The following is a 22723-nucleotide window of genomic DNA, read 5'->3' on the forward strand; positions in this document are numbered from 1 at the left end:
CCCTTGAGGTATTGCGAATGGTGAAGTATAATCCAGCCAAACACTCATAATGCAGTATAGAATACATATATGTGTGTATGCAAATCAAATAACTCCACGAGGACCCTATGGCTGAAACCAAGAAAGTGAATATAAATTTCTACAACATCGAATCCCAGGAGGAATCCTTCTTCCTTACACTATCCGAAAAACTCGCCACCCTCTTTGATGCTGGTATGGACTACGGCTTCTTCGAGGCGAGAAACCGTGAGCTTATGTTCAAGCTGTTCGAAACAGTCGAGGTAAACGGATCCCCATGGTATCTCTTCGGTCTTGTGAAGGAGAAGGCGAGCTGGCCCGTCTGGTACAACCGTGAAGGTGCGATAACCGAGGTTCCCCTCGATGCCGGAACCCTTGGTGATATAACCTATGGCTTCGCCGGACCGAACGACCGCATCCTGCTCACAGGGGCAGGTCTGGCCGGCAGGGGAGCCTTCGCAGAGTTCTTCCGCTGGCTCACCGACGACGCCTCCGCATCTCTAGAGCATATCTTCATAACGGACGCCTACGAGCGTGTGCGCAACTGGGAGGTCTTCCGCAAGCTGGAGCTAAGCGTTGAAGCACCTACGGGTGACTTCGTGGACGAGGTTATGAACACAAGGTCCGGTCAGGAGCTCGGCTCCATATTCACAACCCTCGAGGGTATGAAGCTGGATGTGAGCATAAGCATGGGCAACAACAAGGGCTCCATGAACTCCGGCGCACTCAAGGAGTTTCTGGACGCCATCATCAGCGACAATTACGCAAAGAAACTTAACATATACGGTAAAGGGTTCGAGGAGGAATCGGCGGAGAATATCGATCTCCTAAGCGCAAAGCTGAAGCACACCTCGGAGGTCGGCGTTCAGGGAACCTTCGTGAACGCAGAGGAGATGCGCTCTGCGTTTCTGGATGCCTATTACAACAATCAACAGCACCTGGTGGATGAAGAGGGTTACGAGTAAACCCTCTCCATGGCCTTTTTGAATCCTTCGGCGGCCATACGGTAATCATCCTCCCCTGTCTCCGAAACATCTTCGCCGTAAACGGAGCCCTCGAAGGAGTTCTTGATTATACGGGCGAGAAAGGCGGAACATTTCTCCGGTGAGTTACCCCCTTTAACGGGTGTGAAGTTGATCAGATCCTCACGGCATCTGCACCTCTCCACCATGGGGAGTTTGTTAAAGAACATATCGCTGAACGTTACCGCCGGAATCCCCATAAGTCCCGCCTGATAGGCCACTGTGCCGGTAACTGTGTATACTCTCTCCGCACCGCTTATAAGCTCATAGCTATCCGATTCGGGATGCACGAGTATAACGTTCGGCATCCCTATGAGTGCATTGTAGAACTCCCGCACACGATCCCCAACACCCTGTGGATGTTCCTTCACCACGAGGACCATATCCGATGGAAGGGAGCGTGCTATATCGGATATGAGGGCGAACTGATCCGAATGGTAGGCACCCAGAACATCTATGCTCGCCTCGGGCTGTACATGGAGGAAGTACACCGCATACTTCAACCCATCAAGCACGGAGAGATCTGTTTTAAGGCGCATCCGGCGGAAGCGCTTGGCGTTGTTCCTCCGGAAGATCTTAGTTTCAAAGAGCATATTAAGGGAAGGCCTTGTCATATCCCTGCCGCCGAAGCGGAACTCGTAGTTCAAGTGCTTCATAAGTTTTGCAATGTTGCTCCATGAGAGCAGGCGAAAATCACGCCGTGTACTGCTGTAATCAGGCTTCGGGCGGTGTTCACAAAACTCTCTGTAAAACTCTTCCCCTTCTTTCAGGTCATCGGATGTAAGCTCATCATCGAAAAAGAGTCTCTCCTGAAGTGGGCCCTTGAAGAAGGTGAAGCGTCCGTTAGGTATCCTCGTTGTGGCCGGTGTCAGATAAACCGCCCCGCACGCCTCCGCCGCAGCAGAGGCGGCAAGCTCCGCCGCCCATGTGGACTCGCCGAAGAGGGCCCTTATCTCATTCTCAGTGATAAAATCCTTCACCCTTTTGTAGGCACCGCACAGATAAGCGTATGAGACGTCTCTGGTCTTAGTGGAGAGTATACGATCGCTCATTATGATACCTGCAGCGGTGAAGGGTGTATTTATCTCAAGCTCTGCCAGGGCATCCATATCCGGCTCGGGGTAATCACCGGAGAGGTCGAGTATCCTTGATGCAGGAACCCCCTCCTCCTTGAGCCATTCTATCCAGTAAGGATCACCCGTGGAGATCCAGTATATATCAGCATCAAGGTATCTTGAGATACCGTGGAATGTTTTTGTCCGCAGATAGCTTACTAAAAATGCCGCTTTCAAATCTCACCCCTGCGGGCTTTAGTGATAAGCCCTGTTTTTATAATATATAATGTAAGTGCCGCCGTATATGCTCCCTCTCCGCCAAGAAGAGCAATAGCCGCACCCGTTTTACCAAGTAATGGAACCATAATAATACTCAACACCAGCCCCGCCCCTCTCGCTATAAGTGTAAGACGGAGGAACGCACCCCCCATGCCGAGGCAGACGAGGGTCTGGATCCCAAGGAGGTTATTAACAGAAAAGAAGAACAGATAGAAGGAGAGTATACGGAGAATAACCACACTCTCGCCGAAATCCGCTCCAAGAACCAGGCTAACCGCCTGCTCTGCAAATATTAACAGGCCGAGGGAGAGTAGAAGTCCGGCCAGCGAGGCGGCGGGGAGCATGATACGAAAGAAGCCGAACCAATCGGTGGAGGATCTTGAAGCGTGCTTCTTGGACTGGGGGAAGATCGCCTGAAACGCCGGAGCCAGCATCCCCCGAACTGCATCCATGAGCTTCTCCGCCGCTCCATAGTATCCCACAGCCGCGTCCCCTGCGAGAAAGCCGAGCAGGAGCGTATTGGTAACCTTTGCGAAGTTGTCCGTTATGCTCTTGGCAAAGTATGTAAACCCTTCCCTAAGCCGTTGAACAACCTCTGAGAACGAGGGGAACACAAAGTATACATCGAATTTTTTATAAACAGAGCGAAGAGCCAGAAAGCCTACAACGTTATAGGCGATGAGGTTTGCCAGGGGCACAAGGATATAATCCCCCGTTTCCTTCACAATGAGAAGCACAAGGGCAAGGTAGCCGCTTTTCACTGCTATGAGTGAATATGCGATGAATTTCATCCGCTCCATCCCCCGATAGAACCACTGGGGTATCATAAACTGCCCCCCGAGCATACCGAAGGTGAGCATGAACAGCACCCATTCCTCACGGAACTTTGGAACGAAATACACTAGCAGGGCGAATACACCGAATCCGGCCAGCAGAAGGATAAGCTTCGCCGCCATAACGGAGTGGAAGGTTCTTGAGACATGTTCGCTGTTATCCTGATCCTCCGCCAACGCCATGGTTCCGGAGATGTCAAACCCGTAATCCACAAGAAACAGGAAATACATCGCCGCACTCTGGGCGAAAACAACGGCACCGTAACCGGAAGGACCGAGCACACGCACAAGATACGGCACCGCAAGAAGGGAGATGGCATAGGTTACAAGCTGTAGGCTGAAAAGTGAGGCGGCGTTGCCGAAAACCCTCTTCCATTCGGTTCCCATGCTGGAGAGATTACAGCATTTTGACCCGTTGGGGAAGTACCCAAATAGGGTACTCCCCTTCGGACCACTTGTCAGATCTGCTTTCTCTTCCTCCAAGGCTTGAGTACAGAGATCGCAACCATAAATATAAGTGAAAGAAGCTGTATGGAGCCGGATATAAAATGCCGGCTCTGGTTAAGAAGGTATTCACTGTTGGTTAGAGCCTGTGTACCAAGCTCGCCGGTGAGATTCATCATCCTTGTTTCCCAAGGTCCCAGAAAGAACGTACCAAAGGTGATGGCAGTTATCGTTATGATCCATTTCACCGTGATCCACCTGTGCTTGAAGAACCCCCAGTTAGTGAACACCGAATAGATAAGACCGGTCAAAAAACACCCCGTTGCACCGGGGATTATGATAACCGCCCAGTCAAGGTAATGGGTGCTGAGGTTCACACCGTGCACCACAGCGCCCTCTGAGATGTCCTTTTTGAGAAAGTAGAGCATCACCAGAGACAAGGCACCGCCAACCCAGCACGAGGCTGTTATCAGGTGTGCTATCTTGAGTATCTTCTGGCCGTTTCCGCTTAGTTTTTTCATATCTGACTCCTCTTTAGCTTAAAACCATCCGCCATGTTCATTATAAGCAGAGCAAGGTTTATCCCCCCTGCCAGAAACTCAACCCCCTGAACCACATAAAAAACGGAGCCGAACTCCCCGTTGCCGGCCATGGAGGAGAGCCAAAGAGCTGAGGGTACGAGGATGAATATGCCGTTAAAGGCAATAACAGCCATCCTTACCCTCTTCATTTTGATTATACGCCCCTTTCTCCCTTTGCTGAGGTATGCTCCGCTCATACCGGCTCCAATAACCGAAGGGATCAAAATAAAGAGCCCTGGCGAAACAATAAGCCGCTTAACAAGGGCCACAGTCTCCCTCGGACAGAAAAGCTCCACAGCAGCTGAGGAAACATAAAACAGAGCAACACAAAGGACCGCAACACCGCCAAGCAGTGCATGAAGCTTAATTACGAACATAAATTACTTGACCTCCATGTTTAGCACGCACTATATATTCTATAGCAACACATTTACATATTAGCAACATGTTGTCAAATATTTTCTGGAGAGAGTTATGAATTATTCGGATAATGGCTCTTTATTCACTGATATTATATTGGAATTGTTTCGCTTAAACGGCGTTGTCGTTAATGAGGGTGATGCCCTTGTGAAGGATCTGGGGCTAACGAGTGCGAGATGGAAGGTTCTGGGTGCTGTAAACCTTGCGGAGGCGCCGCTAACCGTTCCCCAGATAGCCCATCGCATGGGGCAGACGAGGCAGGGGGTTCAGCGTCTTACCGATGCCATGGTGAAGGAGGGGCTGTTAATGTATTCGGACAACCCGATGCATAAGCGTGCAAAGCTCGTTTCCCTGACGGATAAGGGGAAGGAGACGGTCAGGAAGACCGAAGAGATTCAGATCCCATGGGCAAACGAACTTGGCGCAAACTTCACAGGCGAGGAGCTTAAAACCGTACTCGATGTCCTCACCCGAATGGAGGGTCTCTTCCGTCAGGGGTGACCCTTGAAGTAGCGCAGCCCTGTGTTCAGATACTTGGAGACGTGGTTCAGCGAGCTCCTGAGCTTCTCCTGATTAAACAGGGACAGAGAATCGGGGTTTACATATTTGCTTATGCTCCTGTCCGTCTTGGCCTGATCGATCTGCTCATTGAGAACTATATCTACCAGGGTTTCATAGGCGTTGAGCGTGGCCTGCATCGTCTCTTCCGAGAGGATCTTTTTACGTTTGAGGTGCTTAAGCCGCTCCACGGTGTTCAGGTCGTTCAGCTCCTTATATAGTGTAAACGCCCTTGTTACATCCACAATAAATGAAAGCGCCGCCACCTTGAGGTTCATCTCCCCCTTGTGCTTGCCGCTCTTCTCGGTGAGGAACCTTCCGAAGAGGTTTATGGGGCGCTTAATGTTCTGGTCGTTCTCCAGCATATAGATGAGGAAGATGGGCTTTTCGGAGATCTTTCTGTTAATGTATTCTCTAAGCTCCCAGACCAGCTTCTCATCCCCTGCAAGGCCATCGAAGTCGAAAACAATATTCGACCAGAGGATGCTCTTGCCGAGGGAATCATCCACCCACTTCTTCACCTGGTGCTTCCACTCAGACAGACGGAGGGACATATCCGGATTTGTGACCATAACATTACCCGGGCATTTGAAATATCCCACGTAATCGAGGTTTTCAACGAAACGCTCACCGAACTCCATAAACTTATCTATCTCTTCATTGGTGACATCATCCCCGAAGATGAATCCGTTATCCTGATCCGGATCCAGCATCATCTCACGCCTTCCCCCGCTTCCCATAATAATGAGAGTGTGGCGCACCTTTGTTATGTCAAAACCTGTCTCCTCAAGATATTTCTCTGCCGTGAGCCTGTAGACACGCTTCTGTATATTAAGGTGAACGGAGGTAATAACGGGGAGTATCTCGTAGGTGAGACGGGTGTTGCTAACAAGGCTTTCGGCGATGAGATAAATATTGTCAAAAGACTTCTTGAGCTCCTCCATGGTGGCTATGCCGTCTATGTGGGTGTTGTAAACGTTGATATTCTTAAACAGGATCCTCATTATATCGTTGTTGGAGATGATCCCCACTGGCCTGTCCTTTTTTGCCACAACAGCATACTCCCGCCCCTTGAACTGCATCTCGGACAGCGCCTCCACCAAGGGAAACTCAGAGGGGAGAACGATGGGGTCCGTATCCATATACAGCTCGATCTGCTGCCTGTCTATATTCTGCTCAAGCTCGGACAAAAACTTCTGAACGATGTTCTTCGATGTAAGAACACCGCTAAGCAGGCCCTCGGAGTCTACAACAGCGAGAGCCCCTATGCCGTGGCTTGACATGAGCCTGCTCGCCTCCACAACACTGCTCCCTTTATCAGCAGTTATGACAGGACTCGTCATATAGCTGGCCACCGCCTTATATGTGGAGGATTCGATGGTTGCCCCCTCCCTGCCGGCGAGGATATTGATACGCTCTGTTACGAGGCCGTAGAACCTCCCCCTGAACTCCTCATAATCCTCCATCAGTTTATATATGCAAAGCTCTGGAAGGAAAATCAGCTCGGTTTCCTTTGAGGTAACAGCGCTTACATGGTAGGTGGACTTCCCCACAAAGTTGGAGAGCCCCACAAAATCGCCGTCCTTGGATTCTGTGCAGACGCCGCTTTCGTTAATCAGCTCAACCAGACCGGAGGTAACAAGGTAGACACCCTTATGGTAGGATTCCCCCTTGCGGAAGATAATCTCCCCCTCCTGGGCATGAACGGTTTCGGACTTGCTCAGCACAAGGGCTATACGCTCCGATGGGATACCGGTAAATATATAAAGTCCCGATACATGTTCCAAAATGTCCTTGTCATCATTAAAGGAGTTGAACTCCATATAAGCCTCCGTTACTAAAAGTTAACAATATATATTATATTTTAATATAATGCAGAATAAACCGTTTTTATAAAACTGTATACAGTATACGCAAAAGCCCTTTCGTCAGCCTATGAAATACTGACATACATCACGGCATTCTTATGAAGAAACGGTTTATAAACATTTTAATGGTTAAAAAAAGTTCACTTATGCTCACCACAAAATAGAGCTCCAACCCTTTCAAAACATAGGGGATATAAATTGGAACTTATAGTGAAAGTCTTTACTGACAGTGGATAGAATAACAAAGATTCTTGACATCTGCAACGCATTCAATTAAACAACCTTTGAAATATTTTATATCTAATAAATCAAAGAACAGCGTCTCATAAACTATTCATAAAATAACCAAGAGTTTACAATTAATATTATTAACCTTTTTCACCCTTACAGAAAGGGTTTCAAGCCTTTTCACAGTAAAGGATTATAAAAACCTGCTTGACAAAGACAGCCGTTTCAATTTAATAATGCGTATATTCTATAAAGCGGTTCTAATTTTTTACTAGATAAGTTTTAAATATGGATTAAACGAAACCTTCGGGTTAGGCCGCTGATTAATGTTTTTCTATTAACGCTCAAACAGGAGGGTCTTAATGGACGCAAAAGAGCTCACAAACTCAGACAAGTTCAAAAGTCTGGTGAAGAAGCGCTGGACTTTCAGCTTCATTATGCTGGCTGTTCTCTTCTTCATGTACTACGGATTCGTTTTCACCGTCGCCGGAAACAAGGACTTCATGGTTAAGCCTTTCACCGAAAACATAACTGTAGGCGTTGTATTCGCCACCGGAGTTATTATAGGTGCGTGGTTTCTCACCATCATTTACGTTATCTGGGCCAATAAGGTCTACGACAAAGACGTAAAAGAACTTATTAAGATGATTGACTAAGGGAGGGTTGTAAACTATGACTAGCGCAGAAAGAATCGCAGAACTAGGTATAGGCAACCCTGATCCGGTTGCCATCGCATTCTTCGCCCTTGTGGTTATCGGTACACTGGTAATCACGTACTTTGCGGCGAAAAAAACTAAATCCACAAGTGAATACTACGCTGCAGGACGCAGTGTTACAGGTTTCCAGAACGGTCTCGCCCTTGCGGGTGACTACATGTCCGCAGCATCGTTCCTCGGTATCTCCGGTATGGTTGCCCTTCAGGGTTACGATGGAATGATATACGCAGTGGGCTGGCTCGTTGGATGGCCCGCACTCATGTTCCTCATTGCGGAGCCCCTTAGAAACCTTGGTAAATTCACCTTTGCAGATGTTGTTGCTTCAAGACTGAAGCAAGGACCCATCCGTATCGCAGGTGCTGTCGGCGGTCTTCTTGTTGTTCTCTGTTACACCATCGCACAGATGGTTGGTTCCGGTAAACTCGTTCAGCTTATGTTCGGTATGCCCTATGAACTCGCAGAGATTATCGTTGGTACTGTTATGCTTCTTTATGTTCTCTTCGGCGGTATGCTTGCGACCACATGGGTACAGATCATCAAGGCGCTTCTTCTCCTCTTCGGGGTTACTGTCCTTGCTGCTCTCGCCCTTGCTCAGTTCAACTTCAACCCCGCAGAACTCTATGCGGCTGTTACAGAGACATATCCTAACGATGACATGATGAGGCCCGGAAAGCTTATCACAACACCGCTTGATGCATTCAGCCTCGGCCTTGCACTCATGTTCGGTCTCCTCGGTCTTCCCCACATCCTTATGAGATTCTTCACCGTTCCGGATGCGAAGGAAGCGAGAAAGTCCGTTGTTTATGCAACCACATTCATCGGCTACTTCTACCTCATTATCCCCATAGTTGGTTTCGCAGCTGCCGTTATCATCGGCAAGCCCGAAATACTGGGTATTGATAAGGGTGGTAACATGGCCGCTCCCGTTCTCTCCGCACTCCTCGGCGGTAGGCCCTTCCTCGGCTTCATCGCCGCAGTTGCCTTCGCCACAATCCTCGCAGTTGTTGCCGGACTCACCCTTGCGGCTTCCTCCGCAATGTCCCACGACATCTACGTGAGTGTATTCAAGAAGGGAGAAGCCTCCGAGGCGGAGCAGGTTAAGGTAGCAAGGATATCCACCGTTATCTTCGGTGTAACAGCGGTTGCCCTCGGTATCATCTTCAAGGAGCAGAACGTTGCCTTCCTTGTTGGTCTTGCCTTCGCCATCGCCGCAAGTGCAAACTTCCCCGCACTATTCCTCTCCATCCTTTGGAAGAACTTCTCCACAAGGGGTGCGGTATGGTCTATCCTTGCCGGTGGAATAAGCGCAACGGTCCTGATTATCCTCAGCCCCTCCGTATGGGTTGACATCCTCGGGTTCAAAAAGGCGATATTCCCCCTTAAGAACCCCGCACTTGTTTCCATGACCCTCTCCTTTGTTGCAGCCTATGTCGGCTCTGTGACAGCACCTGAAAAGGAAGCTCAGGAGAAGTTCGAGGAGGACAAGGTTCGTACATATCTCGGAGTTGGTGCGGAGTAAGCACAGCTTCTTAAAAAAACTTTATCAAGGGGGCGAAAGCCCCCTTTTTATTTTTGTCAAATATTTGTATAGTACCCCCCGGAGGTACTGATGGATAACAAACTTCCCGTTGCACTCCGGGGTGAAAAGATACTGCATCAAAGGGCTGAACGTATACTTGACCCCACCGATCCTGAGATTAGAGATCTTGCCAAATCTCTGCTTATCACCATGCGTGCCACCGACGGCGTGGGCATAGCCGCCCCGCAGGTGAAGGTTCCCGTTTCACTCGTAATCGTAGAATCCAGACCGAACAGACGCTACCCAGACGCACCAGTTATGGAGCCTATAATCATGGTAAACCCCGAAATAACGGAGCTGTGGGGAGTTATGGACAGCGGATGGGAGGGATGCCTCAGTATCCCCGGACTCAGGGGGTATGTTCCCAGATTCACCAATGCCAGAGTGAAATACGAGACGCTTACAGGGGAACTTGTAGAGAAGGATTTCGAAGGATTCCCGGCGAGGATCGTACAGCACGAGTGCGATCACCTTGACGGAATACTCTTCCCGGTAAGGATCGAGGACTGCTCGGACATACTTTCCGAAGAGGAATACAGAAGACGTATACTCAAAGAGGCATAGAACCCCTGATATAGGCTGTGCGGTAGGTTACGGGGATACTCTTTCCATCACCGAAGATAGACTCGTAGAGTTCGCAGAACTGTCTGTACGCCTCTTTTCCGGCGGATTTCTTTCTGCCTGTGTAAACCGCTCCGGTCCCCTTCTGCTTTTTCAGAAATGCCTTTGCGTCCGCAAAGCGCATAATGTACTCCCGCTCCTCTAAGGTATGCTCAATCCCTTCCCATTTCAGTATTTCAGAATAAGCATCACCGGCTCTAAGTGGGTAAACGCTTCCGAAACCTGTCATACCGTTAAGGATCGCCATCTCTGGGAATGTGCCGTCAGCAAATATGGATAAGTGGAAATCACCCCCCGGTTTCAGGAGCTTCATCATTGCCGGTATGGATCTTTCAGGGTATTGAAGCCATTGGAAAACCGATGAACTGAGCAGCCTGTCGAAGGAGCTCTGTCTGAACGGAGGATACTCAGCATCCGCAGTTACGCACCCGCAGCCGCAGGATGCAGTTTGAGCAGTCATGGCGTGGGAGATATCAAAGGCGCAAAGTTTTTCCGGTCTGCACTTCTCGAGATACATCTCCGTAAAGATGCCGCTTCCGCACCCCGCCTCTAGGGCGAATCCACCCCTGCACTCTATCCCATCTAGCAGATCGGCGGCAACGATACGCTGGATATCCGCCGAGGAATCATAGCTCCCCGCCGCCTTCTCGAAACGTCTGCGTACGTGTACTTTCATCGGGCGTACCCCTCAATCACGGAACCGCCGAAGAAATGACCGCAGTCCATCTCAATGAACTCCGCACCAATACTCTCGGCCGCTTCACGGACACCGGAGATGGGAACAACCTTATCACCCCTGCCGGAAACCACTTTCACAGATGGGTATCTGCCCACAGATTCCGCCCTGCTCCGGATGAGATATTCCAACGAGCCTGCAAGTGTCTCCGTGTACGTATCAGGGAGGATCCGTGGTGCTGAACATTTATCAAGGAAATCCGCAAGAACCTTATCCCTATCCTTTCGAAGCCCCCTTATCATAAGCTTAACAACCCGCTCCGGCGTGTGTTCGCAGAAGCTGGCAAAGGGGGCGAACAGGATTACTCTATCGAATTTTTGCACAGCCTTATCTATATATTTCAATATTATATGAGCGCCTGTGGACCATCCGGCGAGCAAGTCTCCCCCCGCCTCTATACGTTTGAGAACAGCTTTTTCATCGTAGGGTTCTATGATCTCCCACTCTTTCAGCTCGGGGAAAAGCTCCCTGCTTCCGGCAAACCCGTTTATAAGCACTGGCATTTCAGAGTCTCCCGAAGGCATCTTTTATTCTGTCCAGATCCTCTTCGGTGAGGTCGAGTCGCATGGAGAGCCTGAGCCTTGCAGAACCCTCCGGCACTGTGGGGGGACGAACAGCACCCACCGCAATATCTAGCTCCTCAAGCCGCTCACGCATCCTGAGAGTATCCTCATTCCCTCCGATGATTACAGGGATGATCTGCGTGGCGGATTCAGCCGTATCAAAGCCCATCCCTTGAAGTACATTACGGAGATCTGAGCTCTTTTCGAGGAGAACTCCCCCCGCTTCCGGATTGTTCATGACCCAGCTGAGGGCGGCAAAATCAGCCCCAATCACTGCTGGGGGGAGGGATGTGGTGAATATGAAGGCTCGGCCCGTGTTGCGCAGATAATCGAGGATAAGCCTGTCACCGGCTATATATGCGCCGAAGGAGCCAAGTGCCTTGCTGAACGTGCCCATGTGAAGGTCTATCTCCGAGGCGAGGCCGAGATGATGGGCATAGCCCCTACCCTCGCCAAAAACCCCGGTAGCGTGGGCCTCATCAACGATAAGAAACACGCCGTGCTCCCTGCAGAGCTCAACTATCCGTACGAGATCGGCACAGTCGCCGTCCATACTGAAGACAGTATCCGTTATGAGGATCTTATCCTCAACTGCAGAGTATTTTTCCATGAGGAGGGCAAGGTCGTCCATGTCGTTATGGCGGTATCGCACATGCTTCGCACCGCTCATGCGTATGCCATCTATTATACTGGCATGATTCAATTTATCAGAAAACACGACGGTGTTTCTATCCGCAAGGGAGGACATAATAAGCAGGTTCGCCGTAAATCCTGTATTGATTACAAGGGCATCCTCTGTGTTTTTGAAGATAGCAGTCTCACGCTCGAGATCACCGTATAGGGAGTAATTCCCTGTAACAACCCTTGATGCACCGCTGGAGCACCCAAAGGCCTGAACTGCGCTAACAGCCTCGCTAACCAGCTCTTTTCGCTCAGACAACCCCAGGTAGTTATTGGAGCCGAGATTAAGAAGCATCCGCTCACCCTTGAGGATAAACCGCCCTGCCCCTGACTGCATCTCGGGAATTTCACGAAAACGCCCGTCTTTTTTGATTTTTTCCAGTTTTTTTGCTATCTTCTCTCTCATGGCGGGATCATAAAACGCCCTTTTAACCCTGTCAACTTATTTGAAATCCGGAGGAAAACATGAAGAGCCCTACGAATATATGGCACCCCTGCACCCAGATGAAGGATGTGGAGAAGCACCCCCTGCTCGAGATCGAGAGAGGGCGTGGAATCTATCTCTACGACAAGAACGGAAAAAGCTATATAGATGCCGTATCCTCATGGTGGGTAAATCTTTTCGGACACGCCAACCCAAGACTCAACGAGGCTCTCAGCCGTCAGGCTCAGAAGCTTGAGCATGTTATCTTCGCCGGAACGACCCACCCCGCTGCGGAAGAACTCACAGAAAGACTGCTCAGAATCACCCCCGAAGGGCTTACCAAGGTTTTCTTTGCGGACAACGGAAGCTCCGCTGTGGAATCAGCAATGAAGATGAGCTACGGATACCGCTTCAACACCGGCGAAAGGGAAAAGAACCGCTTCGCATATATAACAAACGGCTACCACGGCGAAACACTCGGTGCGCTCTCCGTCTGCGATGAGGAGCTCTACACAACCCTATACGGACCGATAATGATGGACAACCTCTGCGTTCCCGGGCCGGACTGCACAAGATGCCCCTACAATAAAGAACGCCACACTTGCAGTGCGGAGTGCTTCGAACGCTCCGAAAAGGCGCTTCGTGAGAATGCGGAGAGGCTTACTGCGATCCTTGTGGAGCCTCTTCTCCAGTGTGCAGGGGGCTTCAGGATGTATCCTCCCGTATACCTTCAGAAGCTCCGAACACTGACTAAAGAGCTTAATATCCATCTCATTTTCGATGAGATAGCTGCTGGCTTCGGACGAACTGGAACGATGTTCGCCCTCGAACAGCCCGGCGTAACACCGGATCTGCTCTGCCTCAGCAAGGGGATAACCTCGGGCTATATGCCCCTAAGCGTAGTAATGGCCACCGATGAGATCTACTACTCATTCTACGACGACTACGAAACACTCAAAGCCTTCATGCACAGCCACAGCTATACAGGCAACCCCCTCGCCTGCGCACTTGCCGTTGAAACGCTGAAGATATTCGAGGATGAGAATGTCATAGAGAACAACAAGGATAAGTACGGGCATATGCGAAACCTCATAGAAGAGGCGTTCAAGGGGCATCCTAACGTGGGAGAGATTCGTCATGTCGGCTTCGTTTCCGCCGTGGAGCTTGTGCAGGACAGGGACAAGATGATCCCATTTGACTGGAAGGATAGGACAGGTTTTCAAATTTACCGTCAGGCGGTTAAGCGTGGCGCCCTGCTGAGGAATATCGGGGATACGATGTACTTCATGCCACCGTATGTTATAAATAAGGAACAGATAACCACGCTGGTGGGTATAGCTGAGGAATCATTGAAAGAGGTACTCGGATGAAGCTTTTCATAAGCGGCTCAAACACTGGCGTTGGTAAAACGATATTCTCCGCCCTGCTTGCCAGACAGATGATGCAGAAAGGGCTTCACACCGTATACATAAAGCCTGTGCAGACGGGATACCCCGCCGATGATGATGCGGCCTTCGTTAAGAAGTTCGCAGGATTGGCCGATGACAGAGCACTTACGCTCTACACAGCGGAGCCGCCGGTGGCACCATGCCTGTGTTTCGAGAGGTTCCCCCTTGAGCAGGTTGTGGACGCCGTTGACTCTATGAAATGCGACTGTCTTATTGTGGAAGGAGCCGGCGGGATCGCCGTTCCTCTGGATTATGAGCAGATGACCTATGAGATCCCTAGGCAGTGCGGGCTTGAGGTTATTACAGTCCTGCCCGACAGGCTCGGCTGTGTGAACGAGGCCGTTTTGAACAGAGAGTTCATGGACAGCCAGGGGCTGGAGTTCCACGGTTTCGCCCTTAACAGACATTTCAGTTCAAGCCCCAACGACAGCGAAAACGCCGGGATCATTGAGAAACTGATGCCCGGCTCCATACGCTATCTTTTCAGCGACACCCTAAGCGGATATTAGCCGAACAGGTTTACCTTGCTGATGCTCTCCGTAAGGTAACCGCCGTTTGCCATCTCTTTATTGGCCTCTGCAACGGCTTCGAGGATGCTTTCAGATTCCCCCGCCTCGCCGCTTTCCTTAAGCTGTGCGATTACAGCTTCAAGGTTAGTCATGGCACTTGAGGAGCTTTTCTGGTCCTCATTCATTCCCATAAGAGACTGGAGTGCTTTATTCTGGGCCTGTAGAACAGGATCTGCCGAAGTGCCCGTTGTAGCCTGGTCCAAGGCATTCTGAGCCTCGGGCGATATGTTCACTGTATCCTTGAAAAGACTGCTGATGCCGTTGTCGGAACCGCCGCTCTCCGCTTTCTTAATAGCCTCAAGAAGACCGCTGCCGTTGGCGGCATTTGCCTGCGCCGAAGTACCTTCGTTGCTGAACATCTTCTGGTAGGCCTCAAGCTGGATATTTTTTCCGTTTACGATCATAACTACCCCCGTTTGTTACGGTTTTGGGTATTAGATCGCAAGCGGCGTGCCAAAGATCCCGGGCAGAAATTGCCTGATCAAAAAATGGAAGGCTTTTAGCCCCCCATCCGTTTGAGCATCTCGTCGAAGGTTTTGCCCGCTTTCTGGGTGAAGGGGAAATCATCGTCCAGTTCAACGCCCTTATGCTGGACAAGGACAAAGAAGTTCTGGCCAAACCCACCTTCGGGCATGATAAGTGATTTGATAGAGGCCTTCTCAAGGTCCGTACCGGCGTTCTCGATCTCGCCGAGGATCCCAGCCTGAACAAGAAAAAGCCACTGGGGAAGAAGAGCCGCAGGTTCAAGGCCGTTATCCTTTCCTGCGTTCTCGAGGCTTGTGAAGTCAACAAAGGCGGTTATATCCTGATAACCCACACGCTCGAAAAAGTCGTTATTCTGTGTATGTTTGAAATAGCAGGTAACCGTGCCGTCACGCCTCCATGACTCGAAAAGCTGCTCAGCCGGATAGCCGTAGTCCACTGTGAAAACAACGCCCCTGCTGATCTTTGAGGCGAGCTGCTTCTGCCATTCCAGCATATTAAGGTTTATCTCAACAATCTGACCCTCCGCGACACGGAGGCCTATGGCATCTAGATAATCTTTTATGGCGGGATCGGATATATCATCGGGCCAGAAGGTAAGCTTTCCTTCGTGGTGAATCACGAATAGCTCCTTCAGCTCATCGTTTATACGTATTACCCTGTGCACCGGGAAGGCGTCCACAAGCTCATTGGAGAAGAAAACACCCTCGAAGCCGTTGAGCTCCTCGAATGCTATCCATTTTACATGCCCCTCATGCTCTTTGAGCACCTCTTTCTGCCTCTCGATAAGATAAGCACTCTTCTCGATGATGGTATAGCTGAGCCCCTCATAGAAGTCGGGATCCTTTTCCTTCACCCTGTCAAGCACATCGCAGGCGAGCATTCCACTCCCCGCACCCATCTCGCAGAAGTTTGCAGGAAGGCTCAGCCGCCTAACAGTGTCGCGCATCGCATCGGAGATTGTCCTTCCGAAGGATGAGGAGGCATCCACAGAGGTATAAAAACTCCCCTGTATGCCGAAGGGGTTCTCCTTCTGGTAATACCCGTGTTCTGGGTCGTAGAGGGCTTTATCCATGAATTCGGCGAAGGTCATTCTGTTCTCCTTCACCATTTCTATAATTTTATCAGTAAATTCGTTCATTACCGCACCCTGAAGTATAGTGTCATCTCTGCCTGATCAGGCTTCGCATAGCGGACAGCATTAAACCTCAGCCTGCTTACAAAGTCAATGGCGAGCTGTTCTATCTTCTTGTCCGTTCTGGTGATAGGGATAACGGCGTAGGTTTTCCCCTCTTTGTCGATCTTGAAACGTACGGTCATCTTCGTATCGTTCTGGAGTGAGAATGAAGGTCTGGGGGGTATGTATGCCAGCTTACGCTCGACGTTTGTGATATTTTCCATAACGAAGAAGTCGCTGTTTTCGTATTCATCACTCTGGATATCGCTAGGCTCACCCTCACCCGCCCTTGAATCCTGAACAGTATGCTCGGATGTCTCGATCTCCGCCAGAAGCTTCTCGTCTACTTGGGCTTCGCTGTCCGTATTGAGCCTGCGGCTCTGGATATCGGGTATTGTGACATCCACATCCGTATTAACGTCCACCCTCGGAACATCGACATCGGGCAACGCCATGGAGGGCTTTGGAACCTTAACGGGATTTTCCGGCGGTTTAACGGGCTTTCCGGGTTTATTAACCGGGGGTTTGGGCAGAATTTTAGGTTTCGGAGGGAGTATCTGCACCTCAACCACATCCTGTTTCCCCGAAAGATTTATATCAAACGCAGGGAGATACAGGAAAAAAACAAGATGCGCCAAAATGGATACGACCATAAAAAGGGCGATCCTGTGCAATCTCTACTCCTCCTCCACGGCGATGGCAAACTTCTCAAAGCCGTTCTTACGGCTTGCGTCCATAACAAAGACCACCTTGCCGTGGGTTACACCCTCATCCGCTTCGATAACAACAGTTGCGTTGGGGGTGGACTCTTTCAGGTCGCTCAATACACCGGGAACCCTTTCCTGGGCATACCTCCGGCCGTTGATATAGATACCGCCATCCTCCGTAACAGATATGCGGATGTTCTTCTTCACCTCAACATTCTCACCCCTCGCCTGGGGGAGATCCACCTCGATGGAGCTGGAAACGATAAAGGAGGTGGAAACCATGAAGAAAATGAGCAGAAGAAAAACGACATCGATAAGCGGCGTGATGTTTATATCAAGAGCCTGCTTTCTGTCATTTCTACTGAATTTCACGCATCACCCTCTTTGAATATAAGGTTCACTATCATACTGGTTGATTTCTCAAGCTCCATGGTAACCCTCTCGGAACGGTGACGGACGATGTAGTAGAAGATCATCGTGGGGATAGCAACGCTGAGCCCCGCCGCCGTTGTAAGAAGCGCCTCGGAGATACCGCCGGCCAGTGCCTGGGCATCACCCACACCCTGGGATCCTATAATGATGAAGGTCTTGATCATACCGATAACCGTACCAAGCAGACCGAGCAGAGGTGAAACACTTGCGATGGTCTGCAGGGTGGGGAGGTATCTGTCCAACTGTTTTGAATGGTAGCGTCCGGACTCCTCTGCCGCTTCCATGAGCCTTGTGAGGGGGAGATCAAGGTTGTGCAGGATATCCTTTGATATCTTTGCAACGGCGCTCTTGTCCGCCTCGGCAACGGCTGCCGCTGTCTGGAGATCCTTTTTACCGAGAGATTCATAAAGCTTTTCCAGAAATGCGGCGGGTGCATAGCGCTCCGCCCGGAGGGAAAAGATCCTCTCAAGGAATATTGCGAGTGATACAAGGGAGAGTAGTATAATGGGATACATAAGCACCCCTCCCTTCTCTATAAGCTCTAAAAAAGAGTCGAACATCGTGCCCTCCTTATCTGAGACTCTTCAGTTTCTTTTCTAACACCGAGGCTTCCTTCTCACGCCCCAGCTTCTTATATATATCCACCGTTCTTTCAAGACTCCTCTTGCTGTAGTCGGAATCGGGGAAGAGGTAGTGGCTCTTCATATAGAACCTTGCGCCCTCCTTGAAGTTCTCTTTTTCCTCAAGAAGTCTTCCAAGCTGGAAGTATGCCGCAGGCATTATGCGGGCGTTGCGGCTGAGAACCATATCACGCACAAGCCCTTCGTTATTTACAAGCTGTTCGTCCGAAAGGAGTGAGAAGTATCTTTCAATTCCCCTATAGTACAGCTCCTCATCCTTACCCATAAAGTAACGGGCGGAACGCAGAACTGAGGCTGGGCTTGAGGAAATCTCAAGTATGCGGCTGTGTGCCAAATCGCCGAAACGCATTGAATCGGAGGCAAGCTCTTCGTATATCCTGAGCGACTCTTTCTTATCCTTAGCTTCGAGGCAGTCCGCCTTTAGGAAAAGGGCATCCTCACGTGACTCCCCCCTCTCGATAAGCCTTTCGGCATCGTTAACACACTGCTCAACCCTGCCCGTCTCTTTGAAGAGGCGTCCTCTGAGCAGATAGCCCTCACCAAGGTATGTGGACTCGGGAAACTCGGAGAAGAAGCGGTTCACAAGCCTTGTGGCAAGACCGGTTTCGCCGATATCTATGGCGAGCCTGGCCGCCTGCAGGATGAGGAAGTCCTTCTTCTCAAAACGCTGCTCCAATGTGAGGATACGTGAGCCCGTTTCGAGGAACCTGTCCTTCTCGTTCTGTGCCGCATATATGGAGAGAAGCCCGTAAACGGAATCGAACATCTCATAATCTCTTGTTATCAGCTCGGAATAAAGCTTCTCCGCCTCGTCATAGCGTTTGAGGGAGGAGAGGGTCTTTGCCTTAAGGAGCATATATCGGGAGCTGGAACGGTCCTTGTTGCCGATGAGGTTAAGTACCTGCTGATACTCACCGGCAAGGAAAAGGTTCTCCACGATGGTTTTGTAGAACCGGTCGCTTTCGGCGTTTCTTTCGAATACGGCAGATGCCTCCTCGTTTCTTCCCAGTTTCAGGTAGGTAAGCATGAGGAGGTAGTCCGAATCCTCCGTCGGCTTCTGGATGGAGGTAAGCTCCCTGAGAGCCGCTTCGTACTGCTTTCTATTATAGTCCACAGTCCCTCTGAGCATATGCGCCTGATCACCCTCAAGCCCAGTGAGCAGACCGTCCGCCGCACTGTACTGCTTGCGGCTGATGAAAATCTCAGCTTTTAGAAGCTTGCAGTGAGGCTCGAAGCAATCTTCTATTAGGACTAGGGCATCGTTCTGTCTCCCCTTAAGGTTATAGAGCTGGGCGAGCATGAACCGGCTTGTCCGCACCTTTTCCTCATCCTCGCCGTTATCGATGTATTTAAGAAATAGAAACTCCGCACGTGAAGGGTCGAACCGGACATAGGTGAGCCCCCGATAGTAGTATGCGGTGTTTATGAGGTTTTTGTTGAATATGATCATATCCAGATACTCCGCCGCTTCTCTCGGTTCACCCTTTGCAAGACGGGACAGACCTACATAGAAATTGACGTAATCGGAGTTCACCTTTGAGTCGAAATCCAGATTTCCGGCGAAGCTTCCATCCAGTTCGGGGAAGTTCCGGGAGACGTAGTAAAAGAATATATTAAGCCGATTCTCATCGCTCTTCACCTTATCGAGATAACTAACGGCCTCCGCATTATTACCCCTCAGGATGGCGAGCTTTGCCGAGAGAACAGCCTTCGTCTCCCCTTCGGGGATCTTGGTTACGATATCTGCCGCCTCGGCATCCCTCCCCTCTGCAAGCATCGTGTCAGCGATTACAGGGCGTGTATTCTCCGTAGCCTTATCCGCCATGGACATAACCTTGCCCCGCTCCCCAAGGGAGTAGTGCGCCATGATCTTGAAGTCGTACAGGGAGGGGTTCTCCTCCGCCAGTGCCTCATGCCTCTGGGATGTTTCGATGATCTCATTATATTCCTTTTTCTGCATGAGCGAATAGAGGAATGTATAGAGGGAGTAGTCTGTGAACACGGGATACTCACGCCCCGTTTCTATGATAGAGTCGTAGTCCTTTATGCCGAAATAGTACGAATAGAGCCTGTCCGCTGCTATCTCGCCTATCTCCCCACCTTCGAGGGCTACCTCTTTAAGGGAGGCCAAACTGGACGAGATATTTCCCGTTTCAATGCCCGAAAGGGCAGCGATGAATTTTGATTCCTGCAGATAGCCGGAACCTACAAGCTTTTCCTGATACTTGTTCCACGATTCAACAACGGCAAGGTGGCGGCCGTTCAGATACGCCTTCACGATATTGTTACGGTACGCCTTGGGCCCCACGAAGACGGAGGAAAGACCTGTTCCGAAGCCTCCGGAGTATATTCCTCCCGGTTCATCGGTTTCATAGTCCTTCCCCTCACCCTCGTTCAGCTTAAACCGCTCCTGCTTGATATAGGTATCAAAGCTGGAGCTCACGTTGAAGTTAAGGGATACGTCCATGAATGTGGGACGTATATCGAATGCGGCGATCTCTTCCCCGGTAAAGGAAAATTCGGGGACGAGCACCTCGGCCCTTGCTGAAATGCTCAGCAGAAATATAAACAAAAAGGTTTTAAAGAGTCTCATTCCTTGGATTGTTTCTCCTCGGGTGAAGTCGGGTTCATATCTGAACACCCCCCATCACACCCGAATATACCGCTGAATGAGGCAACAACAATGGTTAGAATTATGAATTTTTTAAGCAAACTCACCGCCGTCCTCCTGCTCACACAGCTTACCGTAGGTGTCATGGCATGTCATATCATACATAAGAGGGGTTACGGATACGTAACCGTCGTTCAGTATCTTATCGTCAGAATTCTCTCTGGTGTCTCGCTTGTGCTCTTCCCCCACCATCCAGTAATAGGTGTTCCCCTTGGGGTCTTCCCTTTTGGCGAAGGTGTCGAGATAGGTGGTGTTCCCCTGTATGGAGTACTTCCACCCCTTTATCTCATCGTAAGGAAGGAGCGGGACATTAACATTAAGAAGCAGACTGCGGGGGTCTTCCATGGCATGAACCTTCCTTGCAAAGAAAGCGGCAACAGTAGCCGCTGGCTCAAAATCGGCTCCCTTCGCCTTCGGAAGGCTGACAGCGATAGACTTTATACCCAGCATTGCACCTTCGGTAGCTGCTGAAACTGTCCCTGAATATATCACATTTGTCGATAAATTAGCACCGTAATTTATGCCGGAAACCACAAGATCCGGCGTTTCGTCCATGATATGGCTAACAGCGAGCTTAACGCAGTCCGCAGGTGTTCCCTTTATACCAGTACCAAAAAACTTGCCGAATTTATAGAAGTCTTCGGTTCTAAGCGGGTCGGATATAGTTATGGCATGCCCTACAGCGGATTGCTCCGTAATGGGCGCTACAACCGTTACATCAGCAAACTCGGTGAGCTTAAGGTATAGCTGATAGATGCCGTCGGTATATATACCGTCATCGTTGGTAAGCAGTATTTTCATCTTCCAATCACCTCATCCAACGGCAGAATAACCCATACACCCGCATTTTTCAAGCTTGCCCAGCGTGGTGCGAAGCCCTGTGGTGTCATATATTTGTCAACGGTTTTCAAGGATCCTTATCCTGTTCTCCGCCTCCGCCCTGTGGGAACCGCCAAGCTCAAGATGGCGTTTGTAATCCTGCAGGGCTTTACCATCCTCACCGATGCGGTCCCTTGCGGCGGCTCTGTAGAAGTACGCCTCGGTGTAATCCGGCTTTCTGCTGATCGCCTCTTTGTAGTCCTCAATTGCACCTCTATAGTCGCTCATGAGGAACTTTGTCTGCGCCCTGTTGTACCAGGGGGCCGGCTCGGAGCTTTTGAGCTGTATCGCCTTGGTGTAGTCCTCAATCGCCTTCTTCGGCATTGTCATCGCCTTGTAGACGTTTCCTCTGTTCATAAAGACTGCGAAGTTGTTCGGCGCAAGCTGGGCCGCTTTGTCGAGATCCGGAAGCGCAGCCTCTGTTTTACCCTGACCAAGCTTAGCCAGAGCACGGTTTATATACCCCTCTGCCTGATTGGGGAAGTTTGATACCGCATTGGAGGCATCCTGCTCCGCACCGCTGTAGTTTCCCATGGAATATTTAAGGGCGGCACGGTTGGAGTAAAGCCCTGCCATATTGCTGTTTATGCTCTCCGCCTTGTTGTAATGCTCTATCGCTTCACCGGCGTTACCCATCCTCTGCTCGGCAAGCCCCATGTTGTAATAGGCGTTCGCATTCTGCGGATCGTAGTTCACAGCCTGACGGAAATCCTCAATGGCTCCCTGGGGATCCCCGAGGTTCATCTTTGCAATCCCTCTACCCACAAGTGCGGGAGGGTTATCCGGCTGTTTCTCAAGACCCTGACTTAAAAGCTCCAGCGCCTGCTGATAGTTACCCGATCTCAACGCCTGCTCACCCTCCTTAAAGGGATTTGCAAAGGCCGAAAAGGAGATAAGAGTAAAGAGAGTAAGTATCGTGATAATAATTTTCATGTTGCCCTCCCTCTTCTGACAAATACATGATGAAAAAGTTTTATCAAAGGTATTTTACCATTTCGCACAAACATTCAAATTGAACTTATGCTCATTTTGTCCTTGACATTACTCAATATTCAAATATTAATATATCGAGCAGCGGCGAAAATATTTA

At 50.2% G+C, this 22723-nt stretch carries 24 protein-coding genes; 7 read left to right on the forward strand and 17 right to left on the reverse strand.

What is annotated here, in order from left to right; all coding sequences use genetic code 11:
- Positions 1-107 precede the first annotated feature (107 nt).
- Entirely contained in the window at positions 108-983 is an 876-nt protein-coding gene (locus K300_RS0104105) for a DUF6731 family protein (protein ID WP_022850397.1), read from the forward strand.
- Here the strand turns inward: K300_RS0104105 and K300_RS0104110 are convergent.
- The 4 genes from K300_RS0104110 to K300_RS0104125 form a co-directional block, all read right to left on the reverse strand.
- Positions 974-2332 carry a hypothetical protein gene (locus tag K300_RS0104110; RefSeq protein WP_022850398.1) on the reverse strand — a complete coding sequence of 453 codons (1359 nt, stop codon included), beginning with the start codon at positions 2330-2332 and terminating at the stop codon, positions 974-976. The genes K300_RS0104105 and K300_RS0104110 overlap by 10 nt on opposite strands.
- On the reverse strand, positions 2329-3594 hold the full coding sequence (locus K300_RS0104115; protein ID WP_022850399.1) for a flippase: 1266 nt from the start codon (positions 3592-3594) through the stop codon (positions 2329-2331). Before K300_RS0104115 ends, K300_RS0104110 begins: the two co-directional genes overlap by 4 nt.
- Before the next feature lie 71 nt (positions 3595-3665).
- Positions 3666-4172 (reverse strand): DUF2269 family protein, encoded by a 507-nt coding sequence (locus K300_RS0104120; RefSeq protein WP_022850400.1) that lies wholly within the window; start codon positions 4170-4172, stop codon positions 3666-3668.
- On the reverse strand, positions 4169-4609 hold the full coding sequence (locus K300_RS0104125; RefSeq protein ID WP_022850401.1) for a hypothetical protein: 441 nt from the start codon (positions 4607-4609) through the stop codon (positions 4169-4171). The genes K300_RS0104120 and K300_RS0104125 overlap by 4 nt, the downstream gene beginning before the upstream one ends.
- A 139-nt stretch (positions 4610-4748) precedes the next feature.
- Between K300_RS0104125 and K300_RS0104130 the strand changes: the two genes are divergently transcribed.
- Positions 4749-5153 (forward strand): MarR family winged helix-turn-helix transcriptional regulator, encoded by a 405-nt coding sequence (locus K300_RS0104130; protein ID WP_202898558.1) that lies wholly within the window; start codon positions 4749-4751, stop codon positions 5151-5153.
- Here the strand turns inward: K300_RS0104130 and K300_RS0104135 are convergent.
- A complete protein-coding gene (locus K300_RS0104135; RefSeq protein WP_022850403.1) occupies positions 5144-7033 on the reverse strand; it encodes a putative nucleotidyltransferase substrate binding domain-containing protein in 1890 nt (629 codons plus the stop codon). The genes K300_RS0104130 and K300_RS0104135 overlap by 10 nt on opposite strands.
- 635 nt (positions 7034-7668) lie before the next feature.
- Here K300_RS0104135 and K300_RS0104140 point away from each other — a divergent pair.
- From K300_RS0104140 to def, 3 genes are all read left to right on the forward strand, one after another.
- Positions 7669-7962: a DUF485 domain-containing protein gene (locus K300_RS0104140; RefSeq protein ID WP_022850404.1), complete on the forward strand. Its 294-nt coding sequence runs from the start codon at positions 7669-7671 to the stop codon at positions 7960-7962.
- A 16-nt stretch (positions 7963-7978) separates the two neighbouring features.
- Positions 7979-9541 (forward strand): sodium:solute symporter family transporter, encoded by a 1563-nt coding sequence (locus K300_RS0104145; protein ID WP_022850405.1) that lies wholly within the window; start codon positions 7979-7981, stop codon positions 9539-9541.
- Positions 9542-9631: 90 nt separating this feature from the next.
- A complete protein-coding gene (gene def / locus K300_RS0104150) occupies positions 9632-10165 on the forward strand; it encodes a peptide deformylase (protein ID WP_022850406.1) in 534 nt (177 codons plus the stop codon).
- On the opposite strand, the gene K300_RS0104155 is transcribed toward def, so the two are convergent.
- From K300_RS0104155 to K300_RS0104165, 3 genes are read right to left on the reverse strand one after another with little or no spacing between them, the layout of a single operon-like run.
- Entirely contained in the window at positions 10152-10898 is a 747-nt protein-coding gene (locus K300_RS0104155) for a methyltransferase domain-containing protein (protein WP_022850407.1), read from the reverse strand. The two genes, def and K300_RS0104155, sit on opposite strands and share 14 nt — an antisense overlap.
- Positions 10895-11461 carry an alpha/beta fold hydrolase gene (locus K300_RS0104160; protein WP_022850408.1) on the reverse strand — a complete coding sequence of 189 codons (567 nt, stop codon included), beginning with the start codon at positions 11459-11461 and terminating at the stop codon, positions 10895-10897. The genes K300_RS0104155 and K300_RS0104160 overlap by 4 nt, the downstream gene beginning before the upstream one ends.
- 1 nt (position 11462) lies before the next feature.
- Positions 11463-12608 (reverse strand): aminotransferase class I/II-fold pyridoxal phosphate-dependent enzyme, encoded by a 1146-nt coding sequence (locus K300_RS0104165; RefSeq protein ID WP_022850409.1) that lies wholly within the window; start codon positions 12606-12608, stop codon positions 11463-11465.
- A 59-nt stretch (positions 12609-12667) separates the two neighbouring features.
- Between K300_RS0104165 and bioA the strand changes: the two genes are divergently transcribed.
- Both bioA and bioD read left to right on the forward strand, forming a co-directional pair.
- Positions 12668-13996 (forward strand): adenosylmethionine--8-amino-7-oxononanoate transaminase, encoded by a 1329-nt coding sequence (gene bioA, locus K300_RS0104170; RefSeq protein WP_022850410.1) that lies wholly within the window; start codon positions 12668-12670, stop codon positions 13994-13996.
- Positions 13993-14583, forward strand: a complete 591-nt coding sequence (gene bioD / locus K300_RS0104175; RefSeq protein ID WP_022850411.1) for a dethiobiotin synthase — start codon at positions 13993-13995, stop codon at positions 14581-14583. Before bioA ends, bioD begins: the two co-directional genes overlap by 4 nt.
- Here the strand turns inward: bioD and K300_RS0104180 are convergent.
- From K300_RS0104180 to K300_RS0104220, 9 genes are all read right to left on the reverse strand, one after another.
- A complete protein-coding gene (locus tag K300_RS0104180) occupies positions 14580-15047 on the reverse strand; it encodes a hypothetical protein (protein ID WP_022850412.1) in 468 nt (155 codons plus the stop codon). The two genes, bioD and K300_RS0104180, sit on opposite strands and share 4 nt — an antisense overlap.
- Before the next feature lie 95 nt (positions 15048-15142).
- Positions 15143-16267, reverse strand: a complete 1125-nt coding sequence (locus tag K300_RS0104185; RefSeq protein ID WP_022850413.1) for a class I SAM-dependent methyltransferase — start codon at positions 16265-16267, stop codon at positions 15143-15145.
- Positions 16267-16977, reverse strand: a complete 711-nt coding sequence (locus tag K300_RS0104190; protein ID WP_022850414.1) for a hypothetical protein — start codon at positions 16975-16977, stop codon at positions 16267-16269. Before K300_RS0104190 ends, K300_RS0104185 begins: the two co-directional genes overlap by 1 nt.
- A gap of 3 nt (positions 16978-16980) precedes the next feature.
- The gene (locus K300_RS0104195; RefSeq protein ID WP_022850415.1) at positions 16981-17382 is read right to left on the reverse strand and encodes an ExbD/TolR family protein; all 402 of its coding nucleotides are present in this window, start codon (positions 17380-17382) and stop codon (positions 16981-16983) included.
- Positions 17379-18002: a MotA/TolQ/ExbB proton channel family protein gene (locus tag K300_RS0104200; RefSeq protein ID WP_022850416.1), complete on the reverse strand. Its 624-nt coding sequence runs from the start codon at positions 18000-18002 to the stop codon at positions 17379-17381. Before K300_RS0104200 ends, K300_RS0104195 begins: the two co-directional genes overlap by 4 nt.
- Before the next feature lie 10 nt (positions 18003-18012).
- Positions 18013-20676, reverse strand: coding sequence for a tetratricopeptide repeat protein (locus tag K300_RS0104205; protein WP_022850417.1), 2664 nt, complete (start codon positions 20674-20676; stop codon positions 18013-18015).
- Positions 20673-20801, reverse strand: coding sequence for a hypothetical protein (locus K300_RS17045; RefSeq protein ID WP_022850418.1), 129 nt, complete (start codon positions 20799-20801; stop codon positions 20673-20675). The genes K300_RS0104205 and K300_RS17045 overlap by 4 nt, the downstream gene beginning before the upstream one ends.
- On the reverse strand, positions 20788-21555 hold the full coding sequence (surE, locus tag K300_RS0104215) for a 5'/3'-nucleotidase SurE (RefSeq protein ID WP_022850419.1): 768 nt from the start codon (positions 21553-21555) through the stop codon (positions 20788-20790). The genes K300_RS17045 and surE overlap by 14 nt, the downstream gene beginning before the upstream one ends.
- Before the next feature lie 96 nt (positions 21556-21651).
- The gene (locus K300_RS0104220) at positions 21652-22566 is read right to left on the reverse strand and encodes a tetratricopeptide repeat protein (protein ID WP_022850420.1); all 915 of its coding nucleotides are present in this window, start codon (positions 22564-22566) and stop codon (positions 21652-21654) included.
- Positions 22567-22723 lie beyond the last annotated feature (157 nt).

Origin of the sequence: Limisalsivibrio acetivorans (assembly GCF_000421105.1) — a bacterium.
GTDB classification, from domain to species: Bacteria; Chrysiogenota; Deferribacteres; order Deferribacterales; family Geovibrionaceae; genus Limisalsivibrio; species Limisalsivibrio acetivorans.